The sequence below is a fragment of the Teredinibacter haidensis genome, from assembly GCF_014211975.1.
Taxonomy (GTDB): domain Bacteria; phylum Pseudomonadota; class Gammaproteobacteria; order Pseudomonadales; family Cellvibrionaceae; genus Teredinibacter; species Teredinibacter haidensis.
This window is the reverse complement of sequence record NZ_CP060084.1, coordinates 58,688-70,569: the sequence shown is the minus strand read 5'-3', so window position 1 is coordinate 70,569 and position 11,882 is coordinate 58,688. Positions and strand designations below refer to the sequence as shown.

Here is an 11,882-nt window from a genome sequence, read left to right as displayed (position 1 = left end):
GAGACGCAAGTCCCGAGGTGATTCGCCGACGCTAACTTTCCCAAAACGAGGGGCTACAGTTGTAAATAAGTTATTCTAGCTACAAAAAATTAACTCGGTAGAAATACAAATTTGTATTCGACAACGGTTGGTGATACCTCTTTCGCTCCAAAATTTACCGAGCGAATGCGTTCGAGAATATTCGATTCGAGGTTGGAAATCCCCAGTTCACTGGCGAGTAAAGACAAGTTCGAAATGGTGCCATCCGGCTCGATCACAAGTTTAAAGGTGAACTTCCCGGCAAGATCGGGATTGTCCAACAGCGCTAACTGGTACAACGAATGAACGCTGCTCTTGGTTCTTTCCAGTGTGCGGCGAATGCTCTCCATATCGCGCTGGCCTGTCTTAAACGAGCTGTGGCTTGCCAGTGTACTCACCGGCGAATCCCCCAAGCCAAGCCCATCAACAGAGGTAGATTGATAAGCCGCAAGGCCTGAACCGTTGCTAACCACCAGTGTTTCATCAATCTCTATTCCATCGCTGCGCTTTACTGCTCCATCTTTACCCAAAAACTCATGGGAATTGCGCTTAAACTCCCCCTGAGAGCTAGTTGTAACATTGCGGGTTTGCAATCGCGCGAGGTCCAGCGTTCCACGCAGAGCCGTCAGCTGATTAGAGAGTTCATTTAAACCCTGCGATTGCTTTAGTGCATTCTTGCTATCTTGCTTGGGAACAATTTTTTGCTCTTTCATATGAGCCATTTTTGGACTTGGTTTGGGTTGCTCTGCCTGCTCGGAAGCAACGGGCCTTGATTTAGCAGCCACTACTTTCTTTTCGGGAACTGGCGGTGGAGGAAGGATTTCCAGTGGCTTTAACATCACTGTTGTAACCACTTCATCGCTTTCTATTTCTTCGTAGCTCAATTCAAATACTGGCAACCACGGAATTACCAGCATAAACAACAGTATCGGGATTAGAAAACGTTTTAGAATTCGCTCAAATTTTTTCTCTTGTCTTTCGTCAAGCGCCCAGGGAAGTTGTAATTCTAAAGCCAGTGGCTGAACTGCAGCTTGCATACTCTTAACCTCCCACTCCGGCAGTAACCAAATCGGATATCGGTGCGGGCGCCCCAATTTGGACATCTGCTGCGATGCGGTTTACAGCAAGCGAAATATTGCGAAAACCCTGCTCGCTGCAAGTCGACATAACGCTACGTACCAAGGTATAGGGAACATCGCGATGCCCCATAATGGTAAGTGATAAACCGTTTTCTTTTTCGTAACCACTAAGCTCACCCATTTTCTCTTTATGCGCAGTTAGAAATTCCTGCAGAGGCGCTATCAAATCGTCTGGGGACGCCAGAATAGGCTCAACTCTAGCAATTTCCTCTTCGTTAACATACAGGGCGTCTTCGCCTACCATAACCATCAAATCGGCGTGTGGTGCTTTTCCAGCGCTGGAATCGGGCAATTTTACAAATTTGGCATGTTCAATATTGTTACTGTCTCCGGAGTTCAACAACAAAAAGAACACCAGAATTGTAAAAATATCCATTAAGGCAACGAGACTCAGCTTTGCCGAAGGCGCTTTGTTTTCTCGCTGATAAAAAACGGTATTACCAATCATCTTTTAACTCTCATCACCCAGCGAAATTTCGGGAAATAGTTCTACATCGACCAAATTTGCAGCCACAACGGTTTGATAAGACTTGACCGTCTGCATAGTTGAAATCAGGCTCTGATAATTTACACCCGCATCTGCGGTTACCACGGCATCGCGTTTTTCCGGCAATTGCTGCTTAACCCCTTGCAATACACTGGACAGGGTTCGGTAGTCCAACACCTCGACCTCTTCTCCAGATGCCAATATTTCCGTTCGCAACGGAATCTCCTGAATTACAACATCGGTGGGATAGATAATCTTAAAACCACTTTCATCCACCAACACTTCAAGCTGTGATTGAGAGTCGTCACTGTTGTATATGCCACCTGTTAAATCAGGCAGTTTTACGTCCAATACGGTGACCTGAGTAAAGGTCATGCTCAATAAAAGAACGGGAACAAGAACGATCATAAGATTCATGAAGGACGTTACGTCCAGCTCTTCGTCGTCGGTCCCTTTGTAAGAAAACTTATTGAAATTCATAACCGCTCAACTTATGCCGGCACGTAGTTGCCATTATCAAGGGAACCACCCGCACTTCCATTTTGCGGAGTTTCCACCTGCGGCTGAACCGCATCAACCGGTGCTACCACCGTGCTCTGCTGTACTGTCGCCGCTACCGGCGCAGAGGGTGTAGTCGCGAAGGGTGATGGCGCAGTGACTTCCGGCTGCCTTGGCAAGCTGGCCTCGATAAAACGATGCAGCGTCATAATGTTTAGAAACTTAACCGCAGACATTTCAACACTGGTAACGATAGACTTGGTTTTGTTTTGCAAAATCGCATTTAACACCAGTAAAGGAATGGCGGCGATCAAACCAAAAGCCGTGGTATTCATGGCGACAGAAATGGATAGAGACAATAGCGTAGACTTCTCTGCCGGATCAGCATTGGCAACGGCGGTAAACGCGCCGATCAAACCAATAATCGTCCCAAGCAAACCAAGCAAGGTTGCAACGTTTGCCAATACAGAGAGATACCCGGTACGCTGTTCAAGGCGAGGCATTGCTTCTAGCATTCCTTCGTTCATGGCGTTCTCAACATCTGCACGGTTACGCGAGACTTTCATCATATCTAGCCCGCAACCGATAATGCGTACCACCGGCGCTTGATTCTCGCGGGTGTACATATGCATCTTGTCCATTTCGGTTGAACGCAGCAATGGAAGGAAATCAGAAAAGGCTTTCCTGTTACGCGATTTTTCCCAACCCAGAAAAATCCAGCGTTCGACGGCTATTGCCAGCCCGATAAAAAACACGATGCCAATCGGAATAAGGAAGAAGCCGCCATCCTGAAAAAATTTAACGATAATACTATATACATCTGTCATAACGTTTTCTCTTTCTTGCCTTGGTTACTCACTGGTTCCGGCGGATTCCAGCTGCATTTCGTCATAAATATTCATAGATCGAACAACGATATCGCGATCTATTATTTCTAGGGTCTGGTCGTACTTTACATCCAGATCCCACTGCAATTTGTCGGGAGTGGAGGTACCCTTCCAGGGGATAAAATAACTGACGGCTGGCTGTTCCTTGTCACCAACGAACGTCGATTCCAATTTGTAGTAAGCGTTAGCTTCATCTTCCGAAACTGATTTTTTCTTCTCGGCCTTTTCAGCATAAGAAAGTGTGCTTATCATCAACAACACGGCGGCTAGAATCAATCGCATCATTTCACATCTCCGGCAATGGATAAGGCCGGCATGGTAATAAGCTGCCCCGCTCGAATACTGTATTCAAGCCCTGTTCGCGACCGAAGGTCTACTAACCAAGTCGCAACCTGCTCGTCTTTATTACCTGTTAAAAACTGGTAAGTTTCCATATGCTGTTGCGCGGCTTTCGGCATATTCATATAGATATCGTACAAAATAGCCAAGTTTAAATGCGCCTCGGGAAAATCTGGCCAAAGGGCAAGCGCTTCCGCGTAGAGGTTTTGCGCTTGAATAAACTGCCCTTGTATTCGTAAAACTTTTGCCAACCGAATATAAGCATTGATGTTTTGTGCATTGACCTCAATAGCTTTCTGATAGAGCTCAGTAGCATCATCCTTCTCACCCTGTTTCGTAGCAATATCACCGAGCATGACCCAGGGGCCGGAGAGTTTTTCGTCTTCCCTTGTCAACGCATGCAGTTTTTCTGCTGCAACCGCGTACTCTTTAGACTTGTAGGCCCTTCGAGCTTCAATATAACGAGTAACCGATTCCTTTTTAATGCGGCCGGATTGTTCCGCATAAGGGTTTATACTCACTTCATAAGGAAGCTTTACGCCTTCTTTATCGAACTGATCAATGGGAAGGTAAACCTCGGTAGGCACAAGCTTAGGCGCAACTCCTGCAAGCGTGCCATCTTTTACCCGGCTGGATGTTCCACAGCCAAGCATGAGCATAGCTACAGCCAACAAAGTGACTGCTTTTTGTACGCTGCTGTTAACGTATTTCATCGCCATAACTCACAATCTGCTCGTCTTTGTTAAATCGTTCAGGGCTCAGCACCCGCATTTCACTAAAACTTTTTTCAATCCATGAATTAAATTCACCATTCCAGGCTCGGCTAATATTTGCCGTGTGAACTTCCGTTGCCAACAATTCAAAAGGCTGCGCCTGTTCCTCAATAATTTCACGATAAGTTTGCTGATCGCCTCCGGACATTCCAGATGGAACAGGTGAATCTCGTAACTCTTTTGCAAATACTTGGTACAGACTTCCTATTTTAAAGCTCGACTCCGTCACAAACTCCAGAAAACCGTAATCTGCTGCCGACTGATAACGCTGAAGCGCGCTTTGAAGTTTTTCATTCTTTCTTGGTAGACTATTTATCAACGGTAACCGCAAGCGAGCCTGTTTGAATTCATAGGCAAAATAATTACCGTATTCCATATTAGCCCAGGCACCCAACCATCGACTACGTTCCGTACGAAAATCGCCCCCACTTTTGTCTCCATCAACAATTCGTCTTAACCAATATAATTTTTTACTCGTATCACCAAGAGCTTCGTAATTAGTTGCTAGGTGATACCGTGCTTCCATACGAATATCAAACGGTTGTTCATAGGTATAAGCGTATCGTTTATACAGCTCGACTGCTGTGGTGTGGTTCTTGTTTTTCTCATACATTGTTGCCGATAAAAATAATGCTTCTCGCTTAATTTCATCTTCTGGGTCTTTATTACTTAAAGCTAGGTATTCTTCAGCAGCGAATGACCACTGCTCACTTTTTTCATAGGCAAATGCCAACTGACGAGGATACTCAACAGCCATTTTGTGTTCGGGATAAAGCGTTCTAAGCTCCAACAGCTCTGGGATTGCACGTGACCACGCCTCCAGCCCCAGCAACATAACAACCGCATCGTACTGCGCCGTTGCACGCACACTGGAATTTGGCGCCAATGCTTTAATACGTAGAAAATTGTCAGCCGCCTGGGCCATTTCACCGGAATCAGCCAACCCCTCCGAGTACTTATATACGGCGCTGGCCAAGCGCTCGCTTATTGCGCCGTATTCATCAGAGGATTTACCCACCAAATTCCGCTGGCTAAGATAAGCCTTCTCTGCATCCGTATAACGCTCCAATTTAAAAAATGAGTGGGCCATAATCCCGTAGGCAGTTTCTTTAAGCTCTTTATCCAAACCTTCGTTATTAGCAATTAACGCGTTAGTAATATCCACCGCGCGTTGATAGTGATCGAGGCTAAACATATATTCGGCTGCACTGGTAAGCACCGAGGGTGAGCGCTCATCACTATCGAAAGTTTGCGAGAAGCGCAACATACTTTCAACGGCCTGTGCCTGCCATTTTTTAACTTCGTCGTTACCTTCCTGTTTGTAATCGATCACTTTTTCGTAACAAATAATGGCGGCATAGCCGGCATTCGGCGCCTGCTCGGTTGCGCTGGTGCCGACCGGGCTATAGGCCACCCTCTCGTAATCAGCAATGGCGAGTTCATAGTGCATGGCTTCGAACAGCACTTCGGCCTTCATAAAGCGCATCTCATCTACACGCTCGTCTCCCGGGAACGTATCGATAAAGGTTTGATAAAAAGCGGCAGCTTTATCTAAATAGACCACCGCCTTGGACTGCATATTGGCAAGCTTTTTATCCTCAATCGGTTTTTTCTTTTTGTCATCAATAGTCGCCAGTAAATCCTGACCAGACGCGTGATTGTGCTGAGCCAATTCTTCAAGGTAGGTTTTTAATACCGGTTTAATGTCATCGCGAATACCGTTAATGTTAGCTGCGTATTGCGAATGGATGCCGTAGGCGGCGATATAGGTTTCTTTTTCCGCTAGAGCCTGACTCGGGAAGCCCCCCTGTACATAGGTATCCACCAGTTTTTTGTGCAACCCTGGCGCCTTTCCTGATTGAGGGTAAAGAGTAACGAATTCACGATAGGATTCAGCAGCAACCTCGTATAGCTCTTTTTCGAGATAATAATCACCAAGATCGTCGTACAGCATCCATGAGTAGGGTTTTCCGAGCAGAACGTCTACTGTCTTTATGGAAGATGCGCCACCTAGCTTGTCTACCGCGAGACTAACCGAATGAAGGGTATCACCAAGCATGGATTGATGCGCTTTGCTGAGCTGTTGAGGATCCAACGATTCAACCAATAGGTAATCTAGAACAACGGCGAAAGAGCTTAAACTTTTGCGGTACTGGGATTGCTTGTAATGAGACCAAGCGAGCATATAGTGGGCGTTAACGACAAATTTTTCCTGGCCCGATAAGGCAACCGCTTGATATGCCTTCTCGGCCGGTCGGTAGCGTTGGTGGGAAAAATAAATATCGGCCATTCGGAAATGCGCTTCAGCAATATTCTGATAGTACGGATGACGACGAGTTAACTGCTCGAGCATAACCAGTGCATCTTTCTGATTACCTTCCATGTCATAAGCTTTAGCTAACTGGTAAAGTACCTCTGCGTTATCGGGAGAGTCAGGGTATTTCTGCAGAACTTCGCGGTACGACTTAATAGCCTCTACGTAATAGCTCTTAGGCTGACCTTGATCACTATTTTGCTGCTGTACACCTTCCATCATGTACACATCGGCAATACGCCTCTGAATTTGCTCTTTTAGCTGTTTGTCTTCAAACAAATTGAGTAATTCGCGATACTCTTCACGAACCTGTTCGTGATTCATGGTTTCCACGGCAACTTCCATTTCTCTTTCCGGCTTATACTCCAGCTGGCCCAGTGTTTTCTGATTATTTGAAGTACTACAGGCCGAGAGCAGTACTACGGCGGTACAAAGCGAAAATATTATTGGTCGGTTATAAGCCATTCTTACCTCTTCTCTGATTCAGATGATTCCGCATCCGATTGCGATTTCGCTTTTTCCAGAGTTAACAATGTGGAATCGAAAAGCCTCGCTTTTGCCAGGCGCGACTGCGCCCAATAGTAGCGCATTCGCTCTTCATGTGTTTTTAATTCAGCCGTCACCAGCTTGCGCATAACGGGTTCCAGCTGCTGAATAAAAAGTCGTGTTCTCGCCAGCTCTGTTTCTATGCGCTTATGATTTTCATCGACCAAGGGTACATATTCTGCCGGTTGTACGTAGGGCTTTCTGACCTTTTTCAATTGCTTTATTTTATCGTCAAGTATCATTAAATCGTGCTCGGCGCTCTCAATGAGTACATCAAAGCGTTCTTTTTCTTCTTGCTCAAGCGTCAGGGTAGTGAGCTTAATCTCTGCTTTTTGATCGCGAAACCTTTCGTTAATTTCGTCGCTTCTCTGTAACAATTCCTGCAATTCGCTCTGAACAGTTTTATCGACGGCATTGCCCAATATCAATTTGTGTTCACTTGTTTGCGTCAGCCAATAGATAAGGTTATCTTCCAGCGCATAGAGAGCAGCGAGGTCTTTTAGGGTTTCGTTGAAAGGGTGGCTCGCCATCAAATCGATTAGAAAGGGCGTTAAGGTTTTATAGTCCACGCTAGCATTAGCTGCATACCAGTCACTTTCGTCCATAATGGCTTCAAGGTTTTCGATAAACTCCCGCGGCACATCGCGACGCGCAATAATTTCCCGCGCCCGATCTAGCGATGCCAAGCCCTGCTGAAAGGCCTTTTCGGCAAGTAGATTACTTTTAAGCGCTTTACGTGGGGAACCGTCCTGTTCGTACAGGTGGGCGAGCAAAACCTTGGCTTCCTGCACTTCCGGTATCGCAATTGAACGCTGATCCAGTAATTGCAACGCAGGAATCGCTTCGTTATATAACTTCATATTAATTGCCGTCCAAGCATAGCTCAGCAATGCCCGGTTGGAATACAAACCCGTTGTACGAATTCCGGTGAGGTAAGCCCACGCACGCGGTAGATCCTGGGCTTGCGTAGCCATCTGAGCTAAGCCGTGCTTGGCACGATCAGTCAAAGCCTGTAGCTCTCGATTATCTCCGCTGTAGCTGGCAATATCTTCTAGGTTTAATACTGCGTCCAATACATTACCCAAACGCAGCTGGGTCACGGCAAGGTTAAACAACAAATAGGAGTATTGCGGTAGCCTGTCTGATAGGCCCGCTATAGATTCACTTGCTGCCTGTATATGATTACCGTCATTTTTAATCAGCGAAGCGAGGTAATGATATTCAATATGCAAAGCCGGAGGGATCTCACCCTCGATGCGATTCAACGCACGATTCGCGCTGGGCTTATCCGATTTATTGTAATAAAGACGAGCCAAGTGATACCAAGCGCGATTACGCACTTCTGTATTGCTGTTTTCATCTAACAAGGCATGAAAAATTTTCATCGCATTATCGGGCATACCGTAGCGCAGCATCATGCTACCCGCTAGCAATTGTGATGCGGCCCCAACGGCTACTCTATTTTCTGCCGCCTGAGCGTAACCATGTTCAACCAAGCCATTAAAATAGTCTTGCTGATAGTACTCAAACAGAACTGGACCATATTCCAGCTCGCTGCCGGAAACCACATGAGAACGAACCTGTGAATAGCAATTGCCAGAAAACAAGACGATCAGGCCAACAATGGCCAAACGCTTTAACTGAGCTTTACCGAAGATTCTCTGCTGTATATTCCCATTACCTCGCATCGACACATTACCACCGCTTCAATTCAAACTCTGGTTCCTGGGTGGCTCCATTGTCAATAACTGACAACTCTAAAAACTCACTACCTAAACTTTTTTCGAACTCGAGGTTCGCAGCACGCTTATACGGCCGGCCATCCAACCCCAGGCCAGTAAAAAACGCCGTAATAGTGTGAATGCCTTCGTTTAAATTGGTGTCGTAGAGTTTATGCACTCCTCCTCGGGAGAGCGCCGTACGCTGCTTCTCGGAATACACGTGGCTAGCGACCAGCTTCCCATCTATTTTTAACTTCACCCCCTCCAATGCAAAAAACTGACCGGTGGTGAGCGAAACAAAAACGGTGTAGCGCGTATTGGAAGGAAACAACAATTTTTCTTCCATTTTTCGTAAATCTTTATTAAGTACAATCACATCCGCTTTAAGATCCTGAATATTACTGGCGATGGCCTGCAATTCACTCATTCCATCCAGCTCCCCGTCAATGGTCTGCTCCGCAAACTGCTCTACATTGACGGAATTCACCCACGCGTTATCACTGGAACCCTGAGGATTTTCAATTTTACGATTTTCTTCCTGTGTAAAACCGTTACTGCAAAACAAACAGCAAACGAGCACAATGGCTAGCGCCTTTAGCTGATAATTTTGTTTCCTCATATATCTATCTCTCTACGACAAACCGATTCCACTTAACTTCTAACACTTTAAAAATCGCTGAAAAATGCGAACTAACACGAAATGAAATATTGTAAACGCGCGCTATAATTGGGACGCGCCTCACACTTTACGAAAAATTAAAACACCAACCACAAGCAACACAACATAAAGTATGTGCATACAACATACTCGCATTCATAATAAATTCCTATATTCCTTTGAGGCTCCATAGTCATACTGAGAACCAGATAACATCAGCTTTGCGACCAATTTATTTAATATTGCCCTTCTGACTTAAAACACCTTGCCTCAGCTGCTTAGCCTCGGCAGAGCTAAAAGGAAAAACCATGCAAAACAGTTGTTTATTGGCACCATTGAGAATAAATATCCTATTATTTACGATTGTGTTTTCATCATTAGTTATAGCCCAGGAGAACGGCGGCACCATTGGAAACCTGAGCAAACCAGCAGACCAGCCCATTATTGAGCCAGAAAAAAAGCCGTCAGCTGTAAAAGCTGCACAAATAGATACGGAAAAATTTGAACTAGGTATCGGTTTGGGTGTGATCAATATCGAAGACTTTAACTCCAACTTATCTAGTGGCCTGTCTTTTACTTACCACGTTAGTGATTTGATTATCGCGCAAGCCAACTACGGCTCATCCAAGGTCAGCCAGGCCACCTTCGAAGAGCTCAATGCGTCTGATTTTATTTCGGATAGCGATCGTAACTTTCGATATTTCTCACTTAGCGGAGGATATAAAGTATTAAAAGGCCGGTCATTTTTTGGGCGAAACACAAAGCTAAACACGGATATTTATATACTCGCAGGCCTAGGGCAATACGATTTTGCCGACAATAGTAAAACCGGGTTAATGCTAGGAGGCAGCTACAGAACTGTGCTAACCGACTGGTTGGTTATGAATATGGATATCCGCGATCATATTGCTAATCGCGACTTTATTGGAGACAGTAAAACGACCCACAATACAGAATTTGTCGTGGGCCTAAATGCGCTGTTTTAAAGTAGAGCGGCGCCTTTAAAAAAGATAACCCACTCCCAAAGTAATACCGCCATTGTGGGTTGTCTTGTCGCTATCGCTAAGGATTGAAGTGTACATATAGTCTCTGTAGTCGGCCCGCACGATAATTTTTCGTGCAATCGCCACCTGATAGCCAGCGCCTACCGTATAAGTAAAACTGGCTTCCCCTCCAAACTCGGTATTACCCACTCCCCCAACAAGATAAAACGCGGATAAATTTGCAGTGGAGTCGCCGGTAAAAAATTCGGCCTGAAATAGATTGTAGCCTAACAACAGATCAAAATGCTGAAAGGTTCGATCACCTCCACCGAATGACTGCCCCTGACTTTTTTCATACGAAGATAGACCCGCATCTGCCTGTAGGTAATTAAACTGAAGAAAGAAGTCTTCCGTTGCCTTAAAGCTGACATTGGCTCCCAACGTATATTCGCTGCTAAAATCTTCAATGTTCAGTACTCCAGCGCTTACGCCAAATTCGAAGACCTCGGAATCTATGGCATCCACACTATTAGCTGCCGGAACCGCGAGAGCCAGAGGTAAGATTGCGTGCTTAACAGTCTGCTTCAGTACCGCTAAAAGAAGGTGTTGAATCCTATTTTCCATGCGCCTAGTTCCACATCACTATCATCTGTTGATACGGTATGGGAGCGGTATTCTATTTTTACGAGAAAATTTCTTCCCAAATAGTAATTACCACCGATGCCGTAATTTTTAAAATCCGATTTTCCGATTTCCAGTGGGATCAATTTTGGCTGCGAATCTATATCCATAGTCCCAACTCCAAGCACCAAATATGGGGAGAACTGCCACTGGGAAAAGGGTTCGATTAACGCGTTAACGCCATAGAAATCGCCCCGTATATCGTCGCCGTACACTTTCCCATACTCACCTTCGAGCTCCAGCCAACCATTCGCGCGATAACCACCCGTAGCGCTCCAGACATCGGCGCCTTCGAGCTCCCCGCTAGTATAGGCGCCCGAAGTAAAACCCACTCGAAAGCTGTTTTTCAGGTAATCACCATAACTGACTGTTGGCAAGTCGGCAGGCTCACCCGTATCCTGAATAGTACGTGAAATCTGTGCCGCCGTTACCCAGCCGGTGCGTCCATTTTGTAGCCGGATTTCATACCAACCTGGCCGCTGTGCCAAAATCCGGATTGCCTCACCCTCTTCCACTGCATAAAATACCGGGTAGCCTCGTCCAGGCCCCGAGTGGACATCCGCATAGGGATCTATAACTTGAAGTTTTAATGATGGCTGATCACTACCAGCTGAACCTTGAACTTGCGTATTTAAAGACGAGACATTCTGCGCAAGAGCACCTTGTATAACGAGCAGCCCGATCAAACTGCTCGCGAATAATTTTACCGTTTTCATTGAGTGTTCCAGCCCCTCATGCAGAAGTCAGCACTCAATACTAACGTTTGCCCCTCTTGCATTCACGAAGCAAACCATAGTTTTGTGATCTTATCGTCAGGGCTTGTCAAATTTGCCAACTA

12 protein-coding genes are annotated in these 11,882 nt (G+C 45.8%); 1 reads left to right on the top strand and 11 read right to left on the bottom strand.

Annotation, left to right across the window (positions count from 1 at the left end; all coding sequences use genetic code 11):
• Nucleotides 1-89: 89 nt before the first annotated feature.
• Genes H5715_RS00310 through H5715_RS00270 form a run of 9 tightly spaced genes read right to left on the bottom strand, consistent with a single transcriptional unit; the run spans nt 90 to nt 9,341 of the window.
• The gene (locus tag H5715_RS00310) at nt 90-1,055 is read right to left on the bottom strand and encodes an AgmX/PglI C-terminal domain-containing protein (protein WP_075188378.1); all 966 of its coding nucleotides are present in this window, start codon (nt 1,053-1,055) and stop codon (nt 90-92) included.
• Between the two features lie 4 nt (nt 1,056-1,059).
• Nucleotides 1,060-1,605 carry an ExbD/TolR family protein gene (locus H5715_RS00305; protein ID WP_075188377.1) on the bottom strand — a complete coding sequence of 182 codons (546 nt, stop codon included), beginning with the start codon at nt 1,603-1,605 and terminating at the stop codon, nt 1,060-1,062.
• A gap of 3 nt (nt 1,606-1,608) precedes the next feature.
• Nucleotides 1,609-2,124, bottom strand: coding sequence for an ExbD/TolR family protein (locus tag H5715_RS00300; RefSeq protein ID WP_075188376.1), 516 nt, complete (start codon nt 2,122-2,124; stop codon nt 1,609-1,611).
• 11 nt (nt 2,125-2,135) lie between these two features.
• Nucleotides 2,136-2,969 carry a MotA/TolQ/ExbB proton channel family protein gene (locus tag H5715_RS00295; protein WP_075188375.1) on the bottom strand — a complete coding sequence of 278 codons (834 nt, stop codon included), beginning with the start codon at nt 2,967-2,969 and terminating at the stop codon, nt 2,136-2,138.
• Nucleotides 2,970-2,993: 24 nt separating this feature from the next.
• Complete coding sequence (locus H5715_RS00290) at nt 2,994-3,314, bottom strand: hypothetical protein (protein ID WP_246434633.1); 321 nt, start codon at nt 3,312-3,314, stop codon at nt 2,994-2,996.
• The gene (locus H5715_RS00285) at nt 3,311-4,087 is read right to left on the bottom strand and encodes a tetratricopeptide repeat protein (protein ID WP_246434631.1); all 777 of its coding nucleotides are present in this window, start codon (nt 4,085-4,087) and stop codon (nt 3,311-3,313) included. Before H5715_RS00285 ends, H5715_RS00290 begins: the two co-directional genes overlap by 4 nt.
• Nucleotides 4,068-6,920: a tetratricopeptide repeat protein gene (locus H5715_RS00280; protein WP_075188374.1), complete on the bottom strand. Its 2,853-nt coding sequence runs from the start codon at nt 6,918-6,920 to the stop codon at nt 4,068-4,070. Before H5715_RS00280 ends, H5715_RS00285 begins: the two co-directional genes overlap by 20 nt.
• Nucleotides 6,921-6,922: 2 nt before the next feature.
• A complete protein-coding gene (locus H5715_RS00275) occupies nt 6,923-8,689 on the bottom strand; it encodes a coiled-coil domain-containing protein 180 (protein ID WP_246434630.1) in 1,767 nt (588 codons plus the stop codon).
• A 7-nt stretch (nt 8,690-8,696) separates the two neighbouring features.
• Nucleotides 8,697-9,341 carry an AraC family transcriptional regulator gene (locus H5715_RS00270; RefSeq protein WP_221892322.1) on the bottom strand — a complete coding sequence of 215 codons (645 nt, stop codon included), beginning with the start codon at nt 9,339-9,341 and terminating at the stop codon, nt 8,697-8,699.
• 347 nt (nt 9,342-9,688) lie between these two features.
• On the opposite strand from H5715_RS00270, the gene H5715_RS00265 reads away from it, so the two are divergent.
• The gene (locus H5715_RS00265; RefSeq protein ID WP_075188373.1) at nt 9,689-10,366 is read left to right on the top strand and encodes an outer membrane beta-barrel domain-containing protein; all 678 of its coding nucleotides are present in this window, start codon (nt 9,689-9,691) and stop codon (nt 10,364-10,366) included.
• Between the two features lie 15 nt (nt 10,367-10,381).
• On the opposite strand, the gene H5715_RS00260 is transcribed toward H5715_RS00265, so the two are convergent.
• Both H5715_RS00260 and H5715_RS00255 read right to left on the bottom strand, forming a co-directional pair.
• Nucleotides 10,382-10,987 carry an outer membrane beta-barrel domain-containing protein gene (locus tag H5715_RS00260; RefSeq protein ID WP_075188372.1) on the bottom strand — a complete coding sequence of 202 codons (606 nt, stop codon included), beginning with the start codon at nt 10,985-10,987 and terminating at the stop codon, nt 10,382-10,384.
• On the bottom strand, nt 10,957-11,760 hold the full coding sequence (locus H5715_RS00255; RefSeq protein ID WP_075188371.1) for an SH3 domain-containing protein: 804 nt from the start codon (nt 11,758-11,760) through the stop codon (nt 10,957-10,959). Before H5715_RS00255 ends, H5715_RS00260 begins: the two co-directional genes overlap by 31 nt.
• Between the last annotated feature and the right edge of the window lie 122 nt (nt 11,761-11,882).